This window comes from Saccharopolyspora flava (genome assembly GCF_900116135.1).
Classification (GTDB): domain Bacteria; phylum Actinomycetota; class Actinomycetes; order Mycobacteriales; family Pseudonocardiaceae; genus Saccharopolyspora; species Saccharopolyspora flava.
In genome coordinates, this window is the sequence record NZ_FOZX01000004.1 from 280,742 (window position 1) to 302,494 (window position 21,753).

The window sequence follows — 21,753 nt, forward strand, 5'->3', positions numbered from 1 at the left end:
CTGATCCCCCTAGTACGACTTGGGCAGGCCCAGGCTGTGCTGGGCGACGTAGTTGAGGATCATTTCACGGCTGACCGGGGCGACCCGCGCGATGCGGGCGGCTCCGAGCATCGCGGCGAGGCCGTGCTCGGAGGTCAGGCCCGAACCGCCGTGGGTCTGGATGGCGCGGTCGAGGGCGGCGATGCTGGCCTCGGCGGCGGCGTACTTGGCCATGTTCGCCGCCTCGGCGGCCTCCATGTCCTTCCCGGCGTCGTAGAGCGTGGCGGCCTTCTGCATCATCACCTTGGCCAGTTCGACCTCGATCTTGTGCTGCGCCAGCGGGTGCGCGATGCCCTGGTGCGCGCCGATCGGGGTCTTCCACACCTGGCGCTCGTTGGCGTACTGCACGGCCCGGTCCAGCGCGTAGCGGCCCATGCCGGTGGCCAGCGCCGCGCCCAGGATGCGCTCCGGGTTCAGGCCCGAGAACAGCTGCATCAGCGCCGCGTCCTCCTCGCCGACCAGCGCGTCGGCGGGCAGCCGGACGTCGTCGAGGAACAGCGTGAACTGGCGGTCCGGGGCGATGATGTCCATCTCCATCGGCTGCGCCACGAAGTTCGGCGCGTCGGTGGGCACGATGAACAGCGCGGGCTTGAGCTTGCCGGTCCGGGAGTCCTCGGTGCGCGCCACGACCAGCACCGCGTCGGCCTGGTCGACACCGGAGATGAACACCTTCTGGCCCTGCAGCACCCAGTCGGCGCCGTCGCGGCGGGCGGTGGTGGTGATGTGGTGCGAGTTCGAGCCCGCGTCCGGTTCGGTGATGGCGAAGACCATCGTGGTGGTGGCGTCGGCGAGTCCCGGCAGCCAGCGCTGCTTCTGCTCGGCCGTGCCGTACTTGGTGATGATCGTGCCGCAGATCGCGGGGGAGACCACGACCAGCAGCAGCCCCGCGCCCTGGGCGGCGAGCTCCTCCTGCACCAGCGCGAGCTCGTAGATGCCCGCACCGCCCCCGCCGTACTCCTCGGGGATGTTGACGCCGAGGAACCCGAGCTGCCCGGCCTCGTTCCAGAGCTCGGTCAGCGGCTCGTGCGCACGCGCCTTGGGCAGCACGTAGTCGACGTGGTTGTAGCGCTGGGCGAGCTTGGCGACGGAGGCGCGCAGCTCCTTCTGCTCGTCGGTCTCGATGAAGCTCATGCCTTCTCCTCGGTGTCGGGGGAGTCGACCACGGCCAGCACGGTTCCCACCTCGACCTGCTGACCCGCGGTGACGTTGAGCTCGGCGAGGACGCCGTCGGTCGGAGCGGCGACGGTGTGCTCCATCTTCATCGCCTCCAGCCACAGCAGCGGCTGTCCCGCGGTGACCGCCTCGCCGGGGGCCGCGGCCAGCCGGATGACCTTGCCGGGCATCGGTGCCAGCAGCGATCCCTCGCTGACGCGCTCGGCCGGGTCGGTGAAGCGCGGGGTGCGCACCAGCGCGACCGGGCCCAGCGGGGAGTCGACGTGGACGTGCTCGCCGTACCGGGCGACGTCGAAGCTCCGCCGCAGCGCCCCGTGCTCGCCGGGCACGTCCAGCACCACGCGCGACGGGGTGGCCTCCACGACCACCAGCCCGGGGTGGTCGGCGATCTCGGCACCGGTGCGCTTGGCGAGGTAGGACACCTCGATCTCGCGATCACCGCAGGTGTAGGTCTTGGTCTGCGGCGTCGACGGCAGGTTCCGCCAGCCCGACGGGAGTCCGCCGAGAACCCCTGCGGTGCGGCGGTTCTCGGCCGCGGCGGCCATCGCGGCGGCCACCGCCGACAGCGCGACGGCGTCGTCGGTGGCCAGCGGCCGCGCCAGGGCGCCCAGGCCGTGCCGGTCGAAGAACGCGGTGTCGGTGTCCCCGGCCAGGAACGCCGGGTGCCGCAGCACGCGCACCAGCAGGTCGCGGTTGGTGACCAGGCCGTGGATCTTCGCCCGGGACAGGCTCGCGGCCAGCAGCCGCGCCGCCTCTTCGCGGGTGTCGCCGCGGGAGATGACCTTGGCCAGCATCGGGTCGTAGTGGATGCTCACCGCGTCGCCGTCGGTGACACCGGAGTCCAGCCGGATCCCCGGGGAGTCCAGCGCCGCGAACTCGGCTGCGGCGCCGGGGATCTCGATCCGCCGCAGGGTTCCGCTCTGCGGCCGCCAGTCCTGGGCGGGGTCCTCGGCGTAGAGCCGCACCTCGATCGAATGCCCTCGGGAGGCAGGGGGTTCGGCGGGCAGGGCGTGGCCGTCGGCGATCTGCAGCTGCAGCCGCACCAGGTCGAGACCGGTGGTGTTCTCGGTGACCGGGTGCTCCACCTGCAGCCGGGTGTTCATCTCCAGGAAGAAGAACTCGCCCCGCTCGTCGGCCAGGAACTCCACGGTTCCCGCGCCCTCGTAGCCGATGGCCGAGGCCGCCAGCCGCGCCGCCTCGAACAGCCGCTCCCGCATCCCCGGGGTGCGCTCCACCAGCGGCGACGGGGCTTCCTCGACGACCTTCTGGTGCCTGCGCTGGATCGAGCACTCCCGCTCGCCCAGCGCCCACACCGTCCCGTGCCGATCGGCCAGGACCTGCACCTCGATGTGGCGACCGGTCTCCAGGTAGCGCTCGCAGAACACCGTCGGATCGCCGAAGGCGGACTCGGCTTCGCGGCGCGCGGCCTCGATCTGCCCGGGCAGCTCGGCCAGGTCCCGCACGACCCGCATCCCGCGACCGCCGCCGCCGGCGGAGGCCTTGATGAGCACCGGCAGGTCGGACTCGGCGACCGAGGACGGGTCGAGCTCGGCGAGCACCGGCACCCCGGCGTCGGCCATCAGCGCCTTGGCCTCGACCTTCGAGCCCATCGACTCGATGGCCTTGACCGGCGGGCCCACCCAGGTCAGCCCGGCGTCGGAAACGGCTTGGGCGAAGGCGGCGTTCTCGGACAGGAACCCGTAGCCGGGGTGCACGGCGTCGGCCCCGGCCGCCCGCGCCGCCTGCACGAGCCGTTCGGCCCGCAGGTAGGTCTCGGCCGGGGTGTCGCCGGGCAGGCGCAGGGCCGCGTCGGCCTCGGCGGCGTGCGGCGCGCCCGCGTCGGGGTCGGAGAACACGGCGGTGGTGGACAGGCCCATGCGGCGCGCGGTGGCGAACACCCGCCGGGCGATCTCACCGCGATTGGCGACCAGAACGTTGGTGATCATCGCTTCGGACCTCACATCCGGAAGACGCCGAAGTTCTCGGCGCCTTCGATCGGGGCGTTGTGGATGGCCGACAGGCACATTCCCAGCACCGTGCGGGTGTCGCGCGGGTCGATGACGCCGTCGTCGTAGAGCCGTCCGGACAGGAACATCGGCAGCGACTCGGCTTCGATCTGGTTCTCCACCGCTTCCCGCATCGCGGCGTCACCGGCCTCGTCGAACGGCTGGCCCTTGGCCTCGGCGGCGGCGCGGCCGACGATCGAGATGACCCCGGCCAGCTGCGCGGGTCCCATCACCGCGGATTTCGCGCTGGGCCAGGAGAACAGGAACCTCGGGTCGTAGGCGCGCCCGCACATGCCGTAGTGCCCGGCGCCGTAGGAGGAGCCCATGAGCAGCGAGATGTGCGGGACCTTGCTGTTGGACACCGCGTTGATCATCATCGCGCCGTGCTTGATGATGCCGCCCTGCTCGTACTCGGCGCCCACCATGTAGCCGGTGGTGTTGTGCAGGAACAGCAGCGGGGTCTCGGCGCGGTTGGCCAGCTGGATGAACTGCGTGGCCTTCTGCGACTCCTCGGAGAACAGCACGCCGCGCGCGTTGGCGAGGATGCCGACGGGGTAGCCGTGCAGTTCCGCCCACCCGGTCACCAGGCTGGAGCCGTAGCGCGGTTTGAACTCGTCGAAGTCGGAGTCGTCGACGACGCGGGCGATCACCTCGCGCGGGTTGAACGGCACCTTCAGGTCCGCGGGCACCACGCCCAGCAGCTCCTCGGGGGAGTGGCGCGGTTCGCGCACCTCGGCGCGCGGGGCCGGGCCCTTCTTGCGCCAGTTCAGGCGCTTGACGATGGAGCGGCCCAGCCGCAGCGCGTCCGGCTCGTCGACCGCGAAGTGGTCGGCCAGACCGGAGGTGGTGGCGTGCATGTCGGCGCCGCCCAGGGACTCGTCGTCGGCGTCCTCCCCGGTGGCCATCTTCACCAGCGGCGGCCCGCCCAGGAACACCTTCGAGCGCTCCTTGACCATCACCGTGTGGTCCGACATGCCGGGGATGTAGGCGCCGCCGGCCGTGGAGTTGCCGAAGACCAGCGCGATCGTCGGGATCCCCTGCGCGGAGAGCCGCGTGAGGTCGCGGAACAGCGCGCCGCCCGGGATGAACACCTCCTTCTGCGTGGGCAGGTCGGCGCCACCGGACTCCACCAGCGAGATCACCGGCAGCCGGTTCTTCTCGGCGATCTCGTTGGCGCGCAACGACTTGCGCAGCGTCCACGGGTTGGAGGTGCCGCCGCGCACGGTCGGGTCGTTGGCCACGATCATGCACTCGACGCCCTCCACGACGCCGATGCCGGTGACCACCGAGGCGCCGACCTGGAAGTCGCTGCCCCAGGCGGCCAGCGGGCACAGCTCCAGGAACGGCGAGTCCTCGTCGACGAGCAGCTCGATGCGCTCGCGCGCGGTGAGCTTGCCGCGCTTGCGGTGCCGTTCGACCTTCGACGGGCCGCCGCCGGCCAGCGCGGTGGCGTGCGCCTCGTCGACCTCGGCGATCTTGTCGACCATCGCCTTCGCGGCGTCGGCGTACTCGCCGGAACTCGTGTCCACTGCGGACTTCACGATCGTCACGCTCGATACCCCAATCGGTTCGCCGCCAGTCCGGTCATGATCTCGGTGGTGCCGCCGCCGATGCCGAGGATGCGCATGTCCCGGTACTGGCGCTCGACCTCGGACTCGCGCATGTAGCCGAGCCCGCCGAACAGCTGCAGCGCCTGGTGCGCCACCCACTCCCCGGCCTCCACGGCGGTGTTCTTGGCGAAGCACACCTCGACGGTCAGGTCCTGCTCACCGGCGACCGCGCGCTCGGCCAGCCGCCGGGTGTAGACGCGGGCGACGTCGATCTTGCGGGCCATCTCGGTGAGCGTGTTCTGCACGGCCTGCCGGGTGATCAGCGCGCGGCCGAAGGTCTCGCGGTCGCGGCACCACTGCTCGGCCAGGTCCAGGCAGCGCTGCGCCCCGGCGTAGGCCTGCACCGCCAGCGACAGGCGTTCGCTGAGGAACGCCTGGGCGATCTGCAGGAACCCGGAGTTCTCCGGACCCACCAGGTTCTCGACCGGGACGCGGGCGTCGGTGAAGGCCAGCTCGGCGGTGTCGGAGGCGTGCCACCCCATCTTCTCCAGCTTGCGGGAGACGGTGAAACCGGGCGTGCCCTTCTCGATCACCAGCAGCGACACCCCGCCCGCGCCGTCGTCGCCGGTGCGCACGGCGGTGACGACGTAGTCGGCGCGGCAGCCGGAGGTGATGAAGGTCTTGGCGCCGTTGACGACGTAGTGGTCGCCGTCGCGGTCGGCGCGGGTGCGCAGGTGCCCCACGTCGGACCCGCCGCCGGGTTCGGTGATGGCCAGCGATCCGATCAGCCGTCCGGCCAGCGTGGGCTTCACCCAGCGCTCGATCTGGCCGGGATCACCGGCGGCGGCCATGTGCGGCACGGCGATGCCGCAGGCGAACAGCGAGGCGAAGGTGCCGCCGGAGACGCCCGCGTGGTGCATCTCCTCGGCGATGACCGCGGCGTCGATGAGGTCGCCGCCGCCCCCGCCGGCCTCCACCGGCAGCGCCGCGCCGAGAAGCCCCAGGGCTCCGGCTTTCTCGTGCAGGGAGCGCGGTAACGAGCCCGCGCGCTCCCACTCGTCCTGGTGCGGCAGGATCTCGTTCTCGGTGAAGCGCCGCGCGGTCTCGCGCAACCCCCGCCGCTCGTCGGTGTCCCACGGGTTCACAGCAGCGCCTCCGGGATGTCGATGTGCCGGGACCGGAGCCATTCGCCGAGTCCCTTGGCCTGCGGGTCGAACCGGGCCTGGGACGCCGCGCCGTCGCCGAGGATGCCCTCGACGACGAAGTTCAGCGCCCGCAGGTTTGGCAGCGTCGTGCGGGTGATCGGCAGCTCGGCGGCCTCCGGCAGCAGTTCGCGCAGCTTCTCGACGGTGAGCGCGTGCGCGAGCCAGCGCCACTGCTGCTCGGTGCGCACCCACACGCCGATGTTGGCGTTGCCGCCCTTGTCCCCGCTGCGCGCCGCGACGAACGTCCCCAGGGGGACCCGGCGGGTGGGTCCCGGCAGTGGTTCTGGTTCCCGTGGTGGGGTGGGGGAAGTTTTCATGAGAACTTCCCCCACCCCGGACGCGGGAGGGACGTCGACCCGTCGTCCGTCGGGCAGGACCGCGACGTGCGGGACCTCGGCCGGGTCGACGTGGCCCGCGGTGAACACGCCGTAGGGGGAGGCCTTGCCCGGGACCCCGGTGAGGCTGAAGCCCGGGTAGCTGGCCAGGGCCATCTCGACCGCGACGTTGGAGAATGCGCGGCCCACCACGTCCTGGTCGGAATCGCGCACCACGCAGCGCAGGATCGCGCTCGCGGTCTCCTCGGTGTCGGCGTCGGGCCGGTCCAGCCGCGACAGCGTCCAGGTCAGCTCGGCGGGACGCCGGGGGAGCCCGGCTTCGAGCTGGCGCCGGGCGAGCTCGGCCTTGGCCTCGATGTCGAGACCGGTGAGCACGAAGTCCATCTCGTTGCGGAACCCGCCGAGGGTGTTCAGCGAGACCTTCAGCTGCGGCGGCGGTGCCTCGCCGCGCGTGCCGCGCAGCAGCACCCGGTCCTCGCCGTCCTGGACGACCTCGATGGTGTCGAGCCGGGTGGTGACGTCGGGTCCGGCGTAGCGCTCGTCCTGGATCTCGTACATCAGCTGCGCCGTCACGGTGTCGACGGTGACCGCGCCGCCCGTGCCCGGGTGCTTGGTGATCGCGCTGGAACCGTCGCGCCGCAGCTCGGCGATGGGGAAGCCGGGGCGGGTCAGGTCGGCGATCTCGGTGAAGAACGAGTAGTTGCCGCCGGTGGCCTGCGTCCCGCACTCGATGACGTGCCCGGCCGCGACCGCTCCGGCCAGCGCGTCGAAATCCGTTCGCTGCCAGCCGAAGTGCGCCGCGGCGGGTCCGACGATGACCGAGGCGTCGGTGACCCGGCCGGTGACCACCACGTCGGCACCGGAGTTCAGGCACTCCACGATCCCCCAGCAGCCCAGGTAGGCGTTGGCGACCAGGGGAGAGCCGAGATCGAGCTCGGCGGCGCGCGCGGTGAGGTCGTCGCCCTCGACGTGGGCGACCGAGACGTCCAGGCCGAGCCGCGCGGTGAGCTCCCGGATCCGGTCGGCCAGGCCCGCCGGGTTCGCACCGCCGGCGTTGGCCACGATCCGCACGCCGCGCTCGGCGGCGAGACCGAGGCAGTCCTCCAGCTGGCGCAGGAACGTCTTGGCGTACCCCAGATCGGGGTCCTTGAGCCGGTCGCGGCCGAGGATGAGCATGGTCAGCTCGGCGAGGTAGTCGCCGGTGAGCACGTCCAGCTCGCCGCCGGTGAGCATCTCGCGCATCGCCGAGAACCGGTCGCCGTAGAAACCGGAGCAGTTGCCGACGCGCAGCAGGTCGGGATCGCTGCCGATCATGAGTGCTGGCCCGCCTTCCTGCCCTTGCCGGGTGCGCCGGCGAAGGCCTGCGCGATGGTCAGCCAGTGCGCCGCGTCCTCACCGGTGGTCTCGATCGCGAGGTCGTCCGGGTGCCGCCGCTGGGTGACCAGCAGGCAGAAGTCCAGCGCGGGCGCGGAGATCCGCTGCGCGGCCTCGGCCGGTCCCCACTCCCACGCCTCGCCGCCGGGGCCGACGAGCTCGACGCGGAACTCCTCGGCGGGCGGGTTCTGGCCGTGGGTGGCGTAGGCGAAGTCGCGGGTGCGCACGCCGATGTGCGCGACGTGGCGCAGCCGCGCGGTGGGCGCGCGGGTGACGCCGAGGGCGTCGGCGACGTCCTGGCCGTGCGCCCAGGTCTCCATCAACCGCGCGGTGGCCATCGAGGCGACGCTCATCGGCGGCCCGAACCAGGCGAGCTTGCGCCCGTCCTCGACGCCGCGCAGGGCTTCGGCGAGTCGGGCGCGGCCGAGCCGCCAGGTCGACAGCAGGTCGGCGGGCCGGGCCCGGGCCCGCTCGGCGGCCGCGGCGTCGACGAACCCGAACGGGTCCCGCATCGCCTTCTCGACGACGGCCGCGAAGCCGTCGGGATCGGTCGCCGACAGCAGCGCCACGTCATCGGTCCAGGCCAGGTGGGCGATCTGGTGCGCGATCGTCCACCCCTCGGCGGGCGTGGCGAGCGCCCACCTCGCCTCGTCTAGTCCGGTGACGAGCTCGTCGAGCTCATCGCCTTCCGCGCACAGGTCGTCCAGCAGAGCGCCCACGTTGGCCATGCCGACCAGCGTGGGCCCGACACCAAGAAAAATCAAGCACGCTTGATTGATTTTCTCGGGGCGAGCCGGCTGCCCGGGTAGCACTCGGAGGGCGCGGCACGGGCCTTGAAGTGCGCATACCGTGGGTTTCGTGGTTGAGGAGAGCTCGAATTCGCTGGGGGCGTTCCTGCGCGCTCGGCGCGGAGTCGTCGATCCCGGCACGGTGCGGTTGCCGGACCACCGGGAACGGCGGGTGCCGGGGCTGCGGAGGGAGGAGGTCGCCTTCCTCTCCGGGGTGAGCCCGCACTACTACGCGCGGTTGGAACAGGGGCGGAACCGCAATCCGTCACCCGCCGTGCTCGACGCCCTCGCCCGGGCGTTGCAGCTCGACGAGGTGATGACCGCGCACCTGCACGTGCTCGCCGAAGCGCCACCCGTCGGCCGCCGACGGGTGCCGGAACCGGAGACGATCCGCCCGGAGCTCAAGCGCATGGTCGAGGCGTGGACCGAGCAACCCGCAGCGGTCATCGGTCGGCACCGCGACGTGCTCGCCGCCAACGAGCTCGCGACGTTGCTCAACGAGGGCTTCACCCCCGGACGCAACCTGATGCGGGACATCTTCCTCGACCCGGTCGCCCGCGACCTCTACCGGGACCGCGACACCGTCGCCCGCGGAGTGGTGGCCAGCGTCCGGGCCACCGCCGACGCCGACGACCCGCGCCTGATCGAGCTCGTCGGCGAGCTCTCGGCGCGGAGCGAGGAGTTCCGCGAGATCTGGGCGCGGCACGACGTGCACGTCCGCACCGACGGGCTCAAGCACTACAACAACCCGTTCGTCGGGGAGATCGCGGTCAACTACCACTCGTTCGCCGTCATCGGATCCCCTGGGCAGACCCTCTACCTGTTCTCCGCCGACCCGGGCTCGCCCGCGGAGCGCTCGTTGCGGCAGCTGGCCGGGATGACCCGACACCGGGACGGGGAGAACCGTCCTCCGCACGAGGAAGAGCGATGATGCGCCGCTGGCAGATGAACGAGATCGGCCGAGACAGCCTGGAGCTCAGGGAGGTTCCGGTTCCGGAACCGGCTCCCTGGTGAGCTGCTGGTCGAGGTCGGGGCCGTCGCGCTCAACTACCGCGACAAGATGGTCACCGAGAGCGGCCGGGGGCTACCGCTGGCGTTTCCGTTCACCCCGGGTTCGGATCTGTCCGGCACCGTCGTGGCGCTGGGCGAGGGGGTCACGGGGTTCGATCTCGGCGATCACGTGATCTCCACGTTCACCCCGGACTGGACCGACGGCCTGCGCCCCGGCGACGCCCGCACCCCCGCGTACCGGACGCTCGGCGGGTACTACCCGGGCGTGCTCGCCGAGCACGTCGCCTTCCCGGCGGGCTGGTTCGTGCACGCGCCGCCTTCGCTGAGCCACGCCGAAGCCGCCACCTTGCCGTGCGCCGGGTTGACCGCCTGGTTCGCCCTCGTCGAGCGCGGCCGGGTGCGGCCCGGTGAGGTGGTGCTCGTCGAGGGAACCGGCGGGGTTTCGCTGTTCGCCCTGCAGATCGCCAAGGCGCACGGCGCCGAGGTCATCGTTTCCGGCAGCGCGGCGAAGATCGCCCGTGCGCGGGATCTGGGGGCCGACCACGTCATCGACCGCCACGAAGCCGACCTCGTCGAATCGGTCTACGAGATCACCGGTGATCGGGGTGCCGACCACGTGCTGGAGATCGTCGGCGGGGCGCACCTCGGCAAGGCCGTGAACGCGGTGGCCGTCGGCGGGCACGTGCACCAGATCGGTTCGCTGGAGGGGTTCGAGTTCTCCGCTCCGCTCATGCCGCTGCTGCTCAAGGACGTGACCGTCCACGGGATCGCCACCGGTCACCGTCGCGCGCTGCGCGACCTGGTCAGAGCGGTGCGCACCACCGGGCTCAGGCCGGTGATCGACAGCCGTTACCCGCTGGCCGAGCTGCCCGCGGCCTTCGACGCCCTCGATCGGGGGCCCTTCGGCAAGATCGTCGTCGAGATGCGCTGATCCGCTCGGTGCACGACGAGGGGCGGGGCTTCGTTGCCCCGCCCCTCGTTGCGTGGGGGACCTGCCGTGTCAGGAGGTCACTTGCTCAGCTCGTACTTGCCCTGGAAGTCGAGCGAGGACAGGCCACCGGCCAGGCAGCCGCCCGCGGCGGAGGCCATGTCGAACGTGCCGGTGCCCTTGTGCTGGGCGTCGGCGAACTCGCCGTCGGTGGTCTTGCCCTCGAACGCGCCGTTGACCGGCTGGCCGGGCTTGGTCAGGTCGCCCTCCATGTTAAGGGCGAAGTTGGCCTTGCTGGTCTTGGTGCTGCCGTCCTTGAACTTCCAGGTGATGTCGACGTCGCCGCCGACGTCGCGCGGCAGCGAGGTTCACGACATCGTGCCGGAGAGGTCGCCGCTGAAGGTCGCGCTCTGCACGTCGGCTGCCTCGCGTCCGGCCGGTGCGCAGTTCTTGGCCGAGCCCTCGACCTTCATCTGGGTCTGCTCGCCGAGCGGGTTCGCCGACAGCGCCGGGGCGAACTCGGCCGTTCCGGACAGGTCGCAGGACAGCAGCGCCTTGGTGTCCTCGGGCGCGGGGGAGGGGGCGGCCTGAGCGGTCAGGGCGCCGAGCAGCGGGGCGGCGACGAGGGCTGCGGCGGCACCGGCGACGGCGGACTTCTTGCCGAACTGGGACAGCATGGTGATGGAACTCCTTAGTTCTGGTGGATGAAGGACCTCGACGTCCTTCGGTTCGATGTCAGCACGAACATCCGGGCGCAGCAGTCCGAGTCGCACGATCGAGCGCATCGAGCATGCGCACTCGTTGATGTGGATAGCGCTTCGCGGCAAGGGTTTTCGGAATCCGATCGAGGAGCTTCCCGAGACGGCACCGCGCCGAGCGGCTGCTGGAGCACGCGGGGATCGCCGTCGAGGGCGCTCGCGTGCTGCTGCTCGGCGCGAGCTACAAGCCGAACATCGCCGACACCCGCGAGACGCCCGCGCTGCCGGTGGCCTCCGGCCTGCTCAAGTCCGGGGCGGACGTCGTCTACCACGACCCGAACGTGCCCGAATTCGCCGTCGGCGAACGGGAACTGGACCGGGTCGAGCGCGTCGAGGACGGCCTGCGCGAGGCGGACCTGGCCATCCTGCTGCAGGACCACGCCTGCTACGACCCGGTCCGCCTCGTCGCCTCACGGTGCCTGCTGCTCGACACCCGGGGCAAGCTGGCCGGGGAGAACATCCGCCACCTCTAGCGGCTGGCCGAAGCTCAGCCGGGCCTCCGGTCGCAGCTGGAGATCCGCGCCGCTGAGCGGGGTTTCGGCGTGGATGAGGACGTTGTAGTGGTTCGGGAAGTGGCAGGCGTCGAAGCCGAGCACGGTGCCGATCCGGCGATCCCCGAACCACACCTCGTCACCCCGGTCCAGCACGCCGCCCCGGTCGAACTCGGCGAAGCCGAGGAACGCGACCCGGTCGATGCGGGCGCCCTCGGCCGTGTCGGTGTGATCGGTGGTGACCAGCTCGTGCACGTCACCGGCGCGGACGCAGCGGCTCGCGTGCGGCTCCAGCGACATCCCGCGCTCGGCGCGGTGGTGCACCAGGACCTTGACCACGCGAGCCCGCAGCGTCCTCTTCGGACCGTCTTCCTCGGGGTTCACCGCGTTCCCTCCTGGCAGAACCGGTAGGTGTCGTGGACCAGCCGCAGCGCGGCCAGTCCGCCGGGATCGGTCCCGGCGGTCTCGAAGTCGTCGAGCACGCCGTGGTACTCGTGCCACAGCGAGTTCTTGAAACCGGGGTGGCCGGCCAGCATGTCGGCGCGCAGCCGCGTGCCGTCGGTCAGCAGCACCTCGACGTCCTTGGTCTCGCCGGGATGCGACCAGTCCAGCTCCACGACCGCCGGGACTCCCGCGGCCGATTCGAGCTCGATCACGGCCTGGCGGTCGGTGCCGCCCTCGTGCTTGACCACCGCGTGCACCAGGTCGACGTCGCCGAGGAACAGGCGGACCAGGTCGAACGCGTTCGGCCCGTTGTCGGCGACGCACCCGCCGCCGCAGCGCGCCGGGTCGAGGTACCAGGTGTCGCCGCCGAGGTGTTCCTCGATGCGCTCCAGGTAGCGCACCCGCAGCGCCGCCGCACCGCCGCGCGCGGTGACCTCGGCGTGCAGCCGGCGCACGTTGTCGTTGTAGCGGCGGTGGAACGAGGTCAGCAGCGGCACACCGGAGCGGGCCGAGAGGTCCACGAGTTCCCGCGCGTCGTCGAGGGACACGGCGAGCGGTTTCTCCACGCACACCGGGACTTCCCGGCGCAGCGCGTCCCGGCAGATCGCGGCGTGCGCGTCGTTGGGGGCGGTGACGATGAGTCCGTCCAGCTCGACCGAGTCCAGCAGCGCCCGGTGGTCGGTGAACCGCCCGACGTGCGGGGCGAACTCGCGCAGCTTCTCCGGTCGCAGGTCGCAGACCGCGGCGAGCTCCCAGCCCCGGGCTTCGACGGCCGCCAGGTAGTAGGCCGAGATCGCGCCCAGCCCGACGATGGCCACGCGCATCAGCCGGCCACCTCGCCGAGCTCGGCCAGCAGCCGGGTCCGGACCGGGACGCCGTCGCGGCGCCGCTGGTTCGCGCGCTCGGCCTCCTGCCAGCCCGGGTAGTGCACCCGGCCTTCCGGCGGGCAGTCGAGGACCGCGCCGAACATCGTCCGCGCCGCCTCGGCGAAACCGGGGCGCAGCCGTTCGGCGTCGATCGCCAGCAGGAAGTAGCCGATGTCGTCGTCGCGTCCCGCGTCGCCCAGCACGGCCTCCGGGGTGGGGCCCAGCGCCGACCCGGACAGCAGCGCGGCCAGCAGTTCCACGACCAGACCGAGTCCGAAACCCTTGTGGGCGCCCGTGTCCGGGTCGCCGCCCAGCCAGCGCAGGTGCGCGGTGCCGCCGTCGAAGGCGCTCGGATCGGTCACCGCCGCGCCGGAATCGTCGGCCAGCCAGCCCTCCGGGATCGCCGCGCCGTCGCCCGCGGCGACCCGCACCTTGCCGGTGGGCACCACGGTCGTGCTCATGTCCAGCAGGAACGGGTGCCCGGGCAGGGCGGGCGCCGACACCGCCAGCGGGTTGGTGCCCAGCAGCGGGACCGCGCCCAGCGGGGGCCGGGCGATGCGCTGACCGCCGCAGTTGCTCGCGACGACACCGATCATGCCCTGCTCGGCGGCGCGGGCCGCGTGGAACCCGGCGCACCCGAAGTGCGTCGCACCGCGCACCGACACCAGCCCGACGCCGTGCTCGCGGGCGCGGGCGATCGCGTCGTCCATCAGCTCCGCCGCGGCCCACAGGCCCAGCGCGCGACCGGCGTCGACCGTCGCGCAGGCCCCCAGCTCGGCGCGCACGACCGGCTCGGCGGCGGGGTCGGCGCGGCCGGACTCCAGCAGCGGCAGGTACAGGCGGGGCAGGTTGAACACGCCGTGCGAGTCGAACCCGCACAGGTCGCCGTGGCACAGCGCCGAGGCGGCCAGGTCGGCGCGCCGTTCGGGCACGCCGTGCGCGCGGAACCGCTCGGCGACCAGGCCGTGCAGGCGTTCGTGCGGGACGGTCGTCGTGTCAGGGGACGTCGTGGTGGTCGGGTGCATCGTGTTCCTCTCCGGTGCGGTGCCGCGCGAACTCGGTGAGCAGCGCCGAGACGACGGCGGCGAACTCCTCCAGCTCCGCGCGGTCGGCGTGCTCGCCGTCGGCGTGGGCGTGGTTGGTGTCGAGGCGACCCGGGCCGAGCACGGCGGTGAAGCAGCCGGGCAGGTCGTGCAGCCAGATCGCGTCGCAGGTGAAGGACGGCTCGTCGTCGGGCCAGCGCGCCGCGCCCGCGCGTTCCAGCAGGCCCTCGGCCCACGGATCGGCGTCGTCCAGGCACGGCAGGCCGCGCTTGACCCAGTCCAGGTGGGTGATGGCGGCGGCGTCGCGGGCGGTGCGGGCGAACTCCCGGCTGCCGGCGAAGCGCTCCCGGAACTCCGCGACGCCGTCCTCGACCGCGCGCTGCAGCGCCTTCTCGGCGGCCGCGCCCTCGGCCGTGGTGGCGTAGGAGAGGTTGAGCAGCAGCTGCCCGGACCCGTAGACGCGGTTGTGCAGGTCGCCGGTGCGCAGCCCGGCGACGCAGAGCCGCCCGGGCCGGTCGGTGGTGTCCAGCCGCGACGCCAGGTGCTGGGCGAGGAACCCGAGCAGCGCGGTCGCGTTGTGCCCGGCGTCGGGCCGGTCGTCGATCGAGCCCTGCCCGTCCACCCGCACCCGCGCGGTCATCGACGCAGTCGAGCGCGGCAGGTAGCGCAGGCCGGTGGGTTCGCAGCAGATGTTGAGCCGCCCCACGTGGCCCTGCTCGACCAGCGGCCGGGTGCCGTAGGTGCCCATCGCCCCGCCCTCCTCGCCGGAGACGACCTGCAGCAGCACCGACACGTCCTCGCCCAGCGCGGGAAGCGCGTCCCGGATTCCCGAGAGGAGTGCCACCGCAGGGCCTTTCGCGTCGATCGCGCCGCGTCCGGTGAAGCTCCCGTCGCGCAGGGCGACGGGTTCGAGCCCGGCGACGGTGTCCAGGTGCACGTTGAACATCACCGTCTCGGATCGCGGCAGTTCCGGACCCCGCCGCAGCAGCAGGCTCGGCTGCGCGTCGAGGAAACCCGGTCCCGCGCTCCGCACGGTCTCGGGCACGTCGTCGCGGTCGAGCACGCCCGGATCGGGCGGGCCGTGGTGCAGCACCCGGAACCCCAGGTCCTCGGCCGCGCGGGCGTAGCGGCGCTGGGCCTGCCACAGCCGCGGCTCCTCGGCGGTCTCCAGCGGGCTGACGGTGGGCAGCTCCAGCAGCTCCAGCAGCAGGGCGCAGTCGGCGTCGGAGAACAGCATCACGCGACACCGGTCGGTGCGGTGCGCAGCAACCCCTCCAGCCGCCGCCCGGCCCGCAGGAACGGTTCGGGATCGGAGCCGGCCACGCCCTCGTGCGGCCGGGTCACCAGGTGCGGTTCCAGCGACAGCGCACCCCGGTAGCCGTGGTCCAGCAGCAGCCGCAGGCAGTCGTGCACGCGGGCGTCGCCGTCGCCGGGCAGCACGTACTCGGCGCGGCCGGGGCCGCCGACGGCGTCCTTGACGTGCACGTGCTCGACGTGCGGCAGGACCCGCTGCAGGACCTCGAAGGCGTCGTAGCCGTGCTCGATCCCGTTGCCCACGTCGAACAGCAGCCGCAGGCACGGGCCGCCGGCGTCGACCAGCCGGAGCATCCGCTCCGGGTCGGAACCCGCCCAGCCCGAGCAGTTCTCGTGCAGCAGCACCACGCCGTGCCGGGCCGCGCGATCGCCCAGCAGCGCGATGCGCTCCAGCACCCGCTCCCGCCACTCGGTCTCGCCGAGACCGTCGGGGAGGTAGGACATGATCCGGACGTAGCGGGTGCCCAGCGCCGCGCACCGATCGGCCAGCACGTCGAGTTCCCGCAGGTCGGCGTCCGGTGGTGCGGTGATCGGGCGCGCCCAGTTGCCGATCCGCGAGTCCAGGCACACCACCCGCAGGCCCGCTCCCGCGACCGCGCGGCGCACCCGCTGGAAGCGCGAGGAGTCCAGGTCGGCCAGCGGCACCCCGTCGACGCTGCGCAGCTCGATGCCCGGCCAGCCGAGCGCGGTGATCGCGGCGATCTGGTCCGGCAGCGACGCGGCGGCCTCGTCCCCGATTCCGGCGAGCTGATCAGCGTGCATGCGCGAGCGTCCTCTCCTTGGCGGCGGTGAGCAGGCGGATGATGTCGGCGTGCAGGTCGAACGTGCCGTGCTCGCCCGCGGGCCGGTGGTGGTGGACGTAGGCGCGCACCATCCAGCGGGTCAGCGCGTCGTCGCGGAAGACCACCCGGCGGCCGTTGATCTCCAGCTGAGCGTGGTCGTCGTCGGCGCCGATCGGGTAGTGGCCGACGACGGTGCCGGAATCGAGTTCGAGGCTGATCCGGCGGCGCCGGATGGGCGCGGTCAGGTCCGACCGGATCTCGCTGCGCACGCCCCCGGCGTGGTCGAGGACGAGCCGGGCGCTGCCGAGCCGCGGCAGCACCGTGTCGGCGACGCGCATGTCGGCGCACTCGGCCTCGGCGAGCTCGGCGGCACCGGCCAGCCGCAGCACCACGCCCAGTGAGTGCGGCAGCTCGACGTCGAACGCGGTCGGGTGGCCGGTGGTCGCGCAGGAACGCGTGAACCGCGGCTTGTCCTGGTCGAAGGTCACCGAACGCAGTCCGCCGCGGGCCACCAGCCCGATCAGGTGCTCGGTGAGCCGGGACTCCAGCCAGTGGCTCACCACCGCGATGTCCATGTCGTGCCGGTCGCGGATGGTCTCGATCGCCGCGAGCTCCTCCAGGCTCGTGGCCAGCGGCTTCTCGGCGATGACGCGCCGGAAGCCGTGCTCGGCGAGCTCCGCGAGGAGCCCGGCGCGCCCCTGCGGCGGGGTGCAGACGTGCACGACGGTGCGGTGCGGGTCGAGGCTCGCCGCGGCGGCTCCGATCGAGTCGACGAGCGTCACGTCCGGCCGGTGCCGTCGCACGTCGGGGTCGCAGGCCACCACGGGCCCGTCGGCGAACAGCCCCGGCGCGACCTCGCGCGCCTGCGCCAGCACCCGCAGGTGCAGGCCGGAACCGGCGCGGCCGAGCCCGATCACGAATGGTTGCAGCATCGCACGACGTCCTCTGTGGACCGAGAAGCGGAAGGGAGAGGTGCCGGAGAACCCGGCCGCGGCCGACTGTACAGATCGCTCGGGTCGCGGAAGTCGTTCTGCCGCCGCGAAAAACGACGTCTCACTGGAAGGAGTGAAGATGCCTCCTCCAGCCGTCGAAAACGATCAACTCTCGTTAGGTTCGATTCAGGTTCTGAACGCGCACACGGGGGGTTGGTCCAGCGTGTCCCTCGGGACGGAATTCGTTGGGGGAGTGGCGGAAATGTCCGTTCCGTTCTTCTCCCAGGCGCGCACGTTCGAACGGCTCTGGCCGGAGATGAGTGCGCGCATAGCGGAGGTCTTCGACAACGGCAAGTTCTCCCACGGCAAGCAGGTCGGCGAGCTCGAGGCCGCGCTCGCCGACTACACCGGCGCCCGCCGGGTGGTCGGCGTCAACAGCGGGACCGACGCGCTGGTCCTGCTGCTGCGGGCGCTGGGCCTGCGGCCCGGTGACGAGGTCGTGGTGCCCGCGTACTCGTTCATCGCCACCGCCTCGGCGGTGGTGCTGGCGGGCGGGACCCCGGTGTTCGCCGACGTCGACCGCGACACCTACGCGCTCGACCCGGACGAGGTGGCGCGGGTGGCGACCCCGCGCACCCGCTTCGTGATGCCCGCGCACCTGTTCTGCCGGATGGCCGACATGGCCGCGCTCGGCGAGGTCGCCCGGGACCTCGGGCTCACCGTGGTGGAGGACAGCGCCGAGGCCATCGGCATGCGGCAGGGCGGTGTGCACGCCGGACTGCACGGGGCCGGGGGAGTGCTGTCGTTCTTCCCCGCCAAGACCCTCGGCGCGCTCGGCGACGCGGGCGCGGTGCTCACCGACGACGACCGGGTCGCCGACCTGGTGGCCGGGCTGCGCCACCACGGGCGGTTCGGGCGCACCCTCGACGACTTCCCGACGATCTCCACCGAGACCGGGATGACCGGCACCAACAGCAAGATGGACGACATCCAGGCCGCGATCCTGCTGACCAAGCTCGCGCACCTGGACGACGACATCGCGCGCCGGGCCGAGCTCGCCGAGCGCTACCGGCGCGGCCTCGACGGCGTCGTGCGGCTGCCGGTCCCCGGCGACGAGCCGGTGTTCTACGTGCACCTCATCGAGGTGGAGCTGCGCGACGAGCTGGCCGGGCACCTCGCCGAGCGCGGCATCGGCACCGAGACCTACTACCCGGTCCCGCTGCACCTGCAACCGTGCTTCGCCGAACTCGGCCACCGGCGCGGTGATTTCCCGCGCGCCGAATCCGCCAGCCGGCGCGCCCTCGCGCTGCCGCTGCACGCCGACCTCACCGACGAGCAGGTCGACCGGGTGTGCGCGACGATCCGCGAGTTCTACGCCGGGAGGCCCTGATGCAGATCCCGTTCTTCCCGCCCGACCTGTTCGAGGGCGACCGCAAGGTCATGCTCGACCTGATCCGCGAGATCGGCACCGCGCCCGAGCAGAAGTTCATCCTCGGCGAGCACACCCGCGCCTTCGAGGACCTGCTGCGCGCGGAGCTCGGCGCCGCCGACGTGGTGGCCTGCGGCAGCGGCACCGCGGCGCTGGGGCTGGTGCTGCGCGCGATGGGCGTCGGCGCCTGCGACGAGGTCGTGGTGCCGGCGTTCGGCTGCGCCCCGCTGGCCTCGGCGGTGCTGGAGGTCGGCGCGCAGCCGGTGTTCGCCGACGTCGACCCGCGCACCATGGTCGCCGATCCCGACGAGGTGGAAGCGCGCATCACCCACCGGACCAAGGCGATCATGCCCGCGCACATGTTCTCGGTGATGGCCGACATGCCCCGGTTCGCCGAGATCGCGGCCGCGCGCGGGGTGCGGCTGCTGGAGGACTCCGCGGTCGCCCAGGGCGCGGTGCTCGACGGCACCCCGGCCGGGTTGTGGGGCGAGGCCGGGGTGTACTCGTTCGTGCAGGTCAAGTCGTTCGGGATGCCCGGTGAGGGCGGTGCGGTGGTGACCCGCGACCCGGAGCTGGGACGGCACGTGCGGATGCTGCGCAACCACGGTCAGCGCGAGCGGTTCGTGCACGAGGTGGTGGGCGTCAACAGCCGCTTCGACGAGATCCAGGCCGCGTTCCAGTCCTACCGCTACGCCGGGCTCGCCGCGCGGCTGGAGCGCCGGGCCCGCATCGCCGAGCACTACACCGAGCGCTTCAGCCGACTGCCGGGGATCACCCCGCCACCGCCGGGCCGCAACGGGCGCTGCTACTACGTCTACTGCGTGCAGAGCGACCGGCGCGATGAGCTGCGCGAGTTCCTGGCGGACAAGGGCATCGGCTCGCACGTGTACTACCCGCAGCCGCTGCCCGCGCAGCCCGCGTTCGCCCGGCACGCCCCGGTGGGCGAGCGGTGGCCGAACGCCGAACGCGCCTGCGCCCGCATCCTGGCGCTGCCGATCTACCCGCACCTCACCGACGCCGAGGTGGAGCGGGTGGCCGACGCGGTGGAGGAGTTCAGCGCGCATGTCCACTGAAACACTGGGAACCGCAGGGGAATCCCGGTTCCGCAGCTACCTGCGGCTCGGCAAGTTCGACGTCTACGACTACTACCTGGGCATCCTCGTGGTGGCCTCGGCCGCGCCCGCCGAGCCGGGGACGCTGCTGCTGTTCCTGCTCGGCGAGGTTGCGGTGATCGTGGCCGGGGTGGCCTTCGACGACATCACCGGATTCCGCGACGGCAGCGACCTGGTCAACTACGGCCCGGACAACAGGCTGCGCAAGAAGCTCCGCAAGCCGCTGGTGGCCGGCACCCTCACCGAGGCCGAGGCGCTGCGCTTCGCCTGGGGCGCGGCGGCGATCGGCGCGCTGCTGTGGGGAGCGGCGATCCTCACCGCACCGAGCAGTCCGATGTGGACCGTGGTGCTGCTGGTGGTCGTGTTCGCCGCGGCGCTGCAGTACTCCTACGGGATCAAGCTCAGCTACCGGGGATTCCAGGAGGCGTTCCTGGTGGTGCTGGGCGCGACCCTGGTGCTGGCGCCCTACGGCCTGATCACCGGCCAGTTCTCGGGTTTCGTGCTGGTGCAGGCGGTGCTGTTCGGCATGGGGCCGCTGATGTTCGGGGTGTACTCCAACACCAACGACGTCGACGGCGACCGCGCCGTGGCGCGCCCGACGGTCGCCGCGCTGACCTCGCGGCGCGGCAACGCGCGGTTCGTCGCCGCGCTGTCGATCGGGGAGTTCCTGCTGGGTGCGCTGGCCTCGCTGACCGGGGTCGCGCCGTGGTGGTTCGCGCTGCTCCTGCTGCCGGTCACCGCGCTGCGGGCGCGGCAGTACCACCTGGGTTTCTCGGTCGGCGACATCATGCGCGCCCGCAAGCTCGGGTTCACCGTCCACCGCTCCTGCGTCGTGCTGCTGGTGCTGGCCAACGTCCTGGTGGCCCTCGGATGAGCCGCGACGTGGACGTGGCCGTCGTCGGCGCGGGCATCGCCGGGCTGACCGCGGCCCACGAGCTGCGCCGGGCCGGGCTGGACGTGCGGGTCTACGAGGCGGCCGGGCAGGTCGGCGGGCGGATGATGACCGCGCGCCGCGACGGCTACGCCATCGACACCGGTGCCGAGCAGGTCTCCCCGCACGGCTACCCGGCGACCTGGGACCTGCTGCGGCGCTTGGATTTCCGGGCCGAGGACGTCCCGGCGATCGGGCGGCCGATCGGGATGTGGCGGGACGGGCGGGCGCACCTGGGATTCGGGTCGGCGCGCGGTCTGGTCACCGGCGCCGGGCTGTCGGCACGGGCCCGTCTGGACCTGCCGCGGCTGGCCGTGGACGTCGACCCGGAACGGCCCGAGGCCTCGGACCTCGGCGACACCACCGTCGCCGAGCTGGCGCGCCGCCACCACCGCGACCTCGGCGACTACCTCCTCCAGCCCGCCGCCTCGTTCTGCCTGTGGGATCCCGAGAAGTCCTCCGCCGCAGTGCTCCTCGGGATGCAGCGGGCCGTGGGTGCCACCTCCGGCTGGCGCACCTACCGCGACGGCATGGACACGCCCTGCCGCCGCATGGCCACCGAGCTCGACGTGGTCACCGGGCAGGAGGTGACCGAGGTCGTCGCCGACGGGACCGGTGCCCGGCTGCGGGTGGGGCCGGACGTGGTCAGCGCGCGGCAGGTGCTGCTGTGCGTGCCCGCGCCGATCGCCGCCCGGCTGCACCCCGGTGCGCCCCCGGCGGAAGCGGAGTTCCTGGCCGCGTGCACGTTCTCCTCGGCGATCAAGGTGCCGTTCCTGCTCGACGCCCCGGTCGAGCTGCCCGGCAGGCCCTACCTGGTGATCACCCCGCGCGCCGAGGAGGAGTTCCTCGCCGCGATCCTGTTCGACCACCTCAAGCACCCGCGCCGCGTTCCGGCCGGGAAGGGCCTGGTCACGGCCGTGATCAACGTGGCGAACACGGCGGGCCTGCTCGACGCCCCCGACCACGAGATCATCGCGCGCACCACCGAGGCGATCCGGCGCTACCTCCCGATCCGCGGGGAGGCGCAGGTGCACCGGCACCGCTGCGCGCTGCCCGAGTGCACCCCGGCCGCGCTCGCCGCGCTGCCCGCCTTCCGCGACCGCGAACCGGGGCCGGTCGACTACGCGGGCGACTGGGTGAACCTGCGCCCGCACAGCGAAGGCGCCGTGCGCACCGCCGCGCTGGCGGTCTCCCGCACGCTCAGCAGGCTCGGCTCACCGATTCCGGTCTGACGACAAGGAG

General features: G+C 72.6%; 21 protein-coding genes. 7 read left to right on the forward strand and 14 right to left on the reverse strand.

Annotated elements, in window-relative coordinates:
- Positions 1–9: 9 nt before the first annotated feature.
- The 6 genes from BM424_RS14695 to BM424_RS14720 are packed head-to-tail and all read right to left on the reverse strand — an operon-like array spanning position 10 to position 8,410.
- Positions 10–1,170 carry an acyl-CoA dehydrogenase family protein gene (locus BM424_RS14695; RefSeq protein WP_093417712.1) on the reverse strand — a complete coding sequence of 387 codons (1,161 nt, stop codon included), beginning with the start codon at positions 1,168–1,170 and terminating at the stop codon, positions 10–12.
- The gene (locus BM424_RS14700) at positions 1,167–3,158 is read right to left on the reverse strand and encodes an ATP-binding protein (RefSeq protein ID WP_093418251.1); all 1,992 of its coding nucleotides are present in this window, start codon (positions 3,156–3,158) and stop codon (positions 1,167–1,169) included. Before BM424_RS14700 ends, BM424_RS14695 begins: the two co-directional genes overlap by 4 nt.
- A gap of 11 nt (positions 3,159–3,169) precedes the next feature.
- Positions 3,170–4,768, reverse strand: a complete 1,599-nt coding sequence (locus tag BM424_RS14705) for an acyl-CoA carboxylase subunit beta (protein WP_093417715.1) — start codon at positions 4,766–4,768, stop codon at positions 3,170–3,172.
- Positions 4,765–5,913 (reverse strand): acyl-CoA dehydrogenase family protein, encoded by a 1,149-nt coding sequence (locus tag BM424_RS14710; protein ID WP_093417717.1) that lies wholly within the window; start codon positions 5,911–5,913, stop codon positions 4,765–4,767. The genes BM424_RS14705 and BM424_RS14710 overlap by 4 nt, the downstream gene beginning before the upstream one ends.
- Positions 5,910–7,622 carry an acyclic terpene utilization AtuA family protein gene (locus BM424_RS14715; protein WP_093417720.1) on the reverse strand — a complete coding sequence of 571 codons (1,713 nt, stop codon included), beginning with the start codon at positions 7,620–7,622 and terminating at the stop codon, positions 5,910–5,912. The genes BM424_RS14710 and BM424_RS14715 overlap by 4 nt, the downstream gene beginning before the upstream one ends.
- Complete coding sequence (locus tag BM424_RS14720; RefSeq protein WP_093417724.1) at positions 7,619–8,410, reverse strand: TIGR03084 family metal-binding protein; 792 nt, start codon at positions 8,408–8,410, stop codon at positions 7,619–7,621. The genes BM424_RS14715 and BM424_RS14720 overlap by 4 nt, the downstream gene beginning before the upstream one ends.
- A gap of 130 nt (positions 8,411–8,540) precedes the next feature.
- Here BM424_RS14720 and BM424_RS14725 point away from each other — a divergent pair, with 130 nt between their 5' ends.
- Both BM424_RS14725 and BM424_RS14730 read left to right on the forward strand, forming a co-directional pair.
- Positions 8,541–9,401, forward strand: coding sequence for a helix-turn-helix transcriptional regulator (locus BM424_RS14725; protein ID WP_093418255.1), 861 nt, complete (start codon positions 8,541–8,543; stop codon positions 9,399–9,401).
- Positions 9,402–9,488: 87 nt separating this feature from the next.
- Positions 9,489–10,412 carry a zinc-dependent alcohol dehydrogenase family protein gene (locus BM424_RS14730; protein WP_425442021.1) on the forward strand — a complete coding sequence of 308 codons (924 nt, stop codon included), beginning with the start codon at positions 9,489–9,491 and terminating at the stop codon, positions 10,410–10,412.
- A 77-nt stretch (positions 10,413–10,489) separates the two neighbouring features.
- Here BM424_RS14730 and BM424_RS14735 read toward each other — a convergent pair whose 3' ends face one another.
- Positions 10,490–10,681, reverse strand: a complete 192-nt coding sequence (locus tag BM424_RS14735; RefSeq protein ID WP_093417727.1) for a hypothetical protein — start codon at positions 10,679–10,681, stop codon at positions 10,490–10,492.
- A 96-nt stretch (positions 10,682–10,777) separates the two neighbouring features.
- A complete protein-coding gene (locus BM424_RS14740; protein ID WP_093417729.1) occupies positions 10,778–11,086 on the reverse strand; it encodes a hypothetical protein in 309 nt (102 codons plus the stop codon).
- A gap of 242 nt (positions 11,087–11,328) precedes the next feature.
- Here BM424_RS14740 and BM424_RS14745 point away from each other — a divergent pair, with 242 nt between their 5' ends.
- Positions 11,329–11,640 carry a UDP binding domain-containing protein gene (locus BM424_RS14745; RefSeq protein ID WP_175548099.1) on the forward strand — a complete coding sequence of 104 codons (312 nt, stop codon included), beginning with the start codon at positions 11,329–11,331 and terminating at the stop codon, positions 11,638–11,640.
- Here BM424_RS14745 and BM424_RS14750 read toward each other — a convergent pair.
- Genes BM424_RS14750 through BM424_RS14775 form a run of 6 tightly spaced genes read right to left on the reverse strand, consistent with a single transcriptional unit; the run spans position 11,578 to position 17,039 of the window.
- Positions 11,578–12,042 (reverse strand): DUF6917 domain-containing protein, encoded by a 465-nt coding sequence (locus tag BM424_RS14750; protein ID WP_217649709.1) that lies wholly within the window; start codon positions 12,040–12,042, stop codon positions 11,578–11,580. The genes BM424_RS14745 and BM424_RS14750 overlap by 63 nt on opposite strands.
- Entirely contained in the window at positions 12,039–12,926 is an 888-nt protein-coding gene (locus BM424_RS14755; protein WP_093417734.1) for a Gfo/Idh/MocA family protein, read from the reverse strand. Before BM424_RS14755 ends, BM424_RS14750 begins: the two co-directional genes overlap by 4 nt.
- Entirely contained in the window at positions 12,926–13,993 is a 1,068-nt protein-coding gene (locus BM424_RS14760) for an Ldh family oxidoreductase (RefSeq protein ID WP_093417737.1), read from the reverse strand. Before BM424_RS14760 ends, BM424_RS14755 begins: the two co-directional genes overlap by 1 nt.
- The gene (locus BM424_RS14765) at positions 13,965–15,248 is read right to left on the reverse strand and encodes a M20/M25/M40 family metallo-hydrolase (protein ID WP_093418258.1); all 1,284 of its coding nucleotides are present in this window, start codon (positions 15,246–15,248) and stop codon (positions 13,965–13,967) included. The genes BM424_RS14760 and BM424_RS14765 overlap by 29 nt, the downstream gene beginning before the upstream one ends.
- Positions 15,248–16,087 (reverse strand): sugar phosphate isomerase/epimerase family protein, encoded by an 840-nt coding sequence (locus BM424_RS14770; RefSeq protein ID WP_093417740.1) that lies wholly within the window; start codon positions 16,085–16,087, stop codon positions 15,248–15,250. The genes BM424_RS14765 and BM424_RS14770 overlap by 1 nt, the downstream gene beginning before the upstream one ends.
- Entirely contained in the window at positions 16,077–17,039 is a 963-nt protein-coding gene (locus BM424_RS14775; protein ID WP_093417742.1) for a Gfo/Idh/MocA family oxidoreductase, read from the reverse strand. Before BM424_RS14775 ends, BM424_RS14770 begins: the two co-directional genes overlap by 11 nt.
- 262 nt (positions 17,040–17,301) lie before the next feature.
- On the opposite strand from BM424_RS14775, the gene BM424_RS14780 reads away from it, so the two are divergent.
- From BM424_RS14780 to BM424_RS14795, 4 genes are read left to right on the forward strand one after another with little or no spacing between them, the layout of a single operon-like run.
- Positions 17,302–18,429 (forward strand): DegT/DnrJ/EryC1/StrS family aminotransferase, encoded by a 1,128-nt coding sequence (locus BM424_RS14780; protein ID WP_093417745.1) that lies wholly within the window; start codon positions 17,302–17,304, stop codon positions 18,427–18,429.
- Positions 18,429–19,541: a DegT/DnrJ/EryC1/StrS family aminotransferase gene (locus tag BM424_RS14785; protein WP_093417747.1), complete on the forward strand. Its 1,113-nt coding sequence runs from the start codon at positions 18,429–18,431 to the stop codon at positions 19,539–19,541. Before BM424_RS14780 ends, BM424_RS14785 begins: the two co-directional genes overlap by 1 nt.
- Positions 19,531–20,454: a UbiA family prenyltransferase gene (locus BM424_RS14790; RefSeq protein ID WP_093417750.1), complete on the forward strand. Its 924-nt coding sequence runs from the start codon at positions 19,531–19,533 to the stop codon at positions 20,452–20,454. The genes BM424_RS14785 and BM424_RS14790 overlap by 11 nt, the downstream gene beginning before the upstream one ends.
- Complete coding sequence (locus BM424_RS14795) at positions 20,451–21,743, forward strand: protoporphyrinogen/coproporphyrinogen oxidase (RefSeq protein ID WP_093417752.1); 1,293 nt, start codon at positions 20,451–20,453, stop codon at positions 21,741–21,743. Before BM424_RS14790 ends, BM424_RS14795 begins: the two co-directional genes overlap by 4 nt.
- Positions 21,744–21,753 lie beyond the last annotated feature (10 nt).

Bases quoted from the DNA above. Each gene is read 5' to 3' on its own strand.
- BM424_RS14695 (WP_093417712.1), bottom strand. From the start codon at position 1,170: ATGAGCTTCATCGAGACCGACGAGCAGAAGGAGCTGCGCGCCTCCGTC.
- BM424_RS14700 (WP_093418251.1), bottom strand. From the start codon at position 3,158: ATGATCACCAACGTTCTGGTCGCCAATCGCGGTGAGATCGCCCGGCGG.
- BM424_RS14715 (WP_093417720.1), bottom strand. From the start codon at position 7,622: ATGATCGGCAGCGATCCCGACCTGCTGCGCGTCGGCAACTGCTCCGGT.
- BM424_RS14720 (WP_093417724.1), bottom strand. From the start codon at position 8,410: ATGGCCAACGTGGGCGCTCTGCTGGACGACCTGTGCGCGGAAGGCGAT.
- BM424_RS14735 (WP_093417727.1), bottom strand. From the start codon at position 10,681: ATGGAGGGCGACCTGACCAAGCCCGGCCAGCCGGTCAACGGCGCGTTC.
- BM424_RS14740 (WP_093417729.1), bottom strand. From the start codon at position 11,086: ATGCTGTCCCAGTTCGGCAAGAAGTCCGCCGTCGCCGGTGCCGCCGCA.
- BM424_RS14755 (WP_093417734.1), bottom strand. From the start codon at position 12,926: ATGCGCGTGGCCATCGTCGGGCTGGGCGCGATCTCGGCCTACTACCTG.
- BM424_RS14760 (WP_093417737.1), bottom strand. From the start codon at position 13,993: ATGCACCCGACCACCACGACGTCCCCTGACACGACGACCGTCCCGCAC.
- BM424_RS14765 (WP_093418258.1), bottom strand. From the start codon at position 15,248: ATGCTGTTCTCCGACGCCGACTGCGCCCTGCTGCTGGAGCTGCTGGAG.
- BM424_RS14770 (WP_093417740.1), bottom strand. From the start codon at position 16,087: ATGCACGCTGATCAGCTCGCCGGAATCGGGGACGAGGCCGCCGCGTCG.
- BM424_RS14775 (WP_093417742.1), bottom strand. From the start codon at position 17,039: ATGCTGCAACCATTCGTGATCGGGCTCGGCCGCGCCGGTTCCGGCCTG.
- BM424_RS14780 (WP_093417745.1), top strand. From the start codon at position 17,302: ATGTCCGTTCCGTTCTTCTCCCAGGCGCGCACGTTCGAACGGCTCTGG.
- BM424_RS14785 (WP_093417747.1), top strand. From the start codon at position 18,429: ATGCAGATCCCGTTCTTCCCGCCCGACCTGTTCGAGGGCGACCGCAAG.
- BM424_RS14790 (WP_093417750.1), top strand. From the start codon at position 19,531: ATGTCCACTGAAACACTGGGAACCGCAGGGGAATCCCGGTTCCGCAGC.
- BM424_RS14795 (WP_093417752.1), top strand. From the start codon at position 20,451: ATGAGCCGCGACGTGGACGTGGCCGTCGTCGGCGCGGGCATCGCCGGG.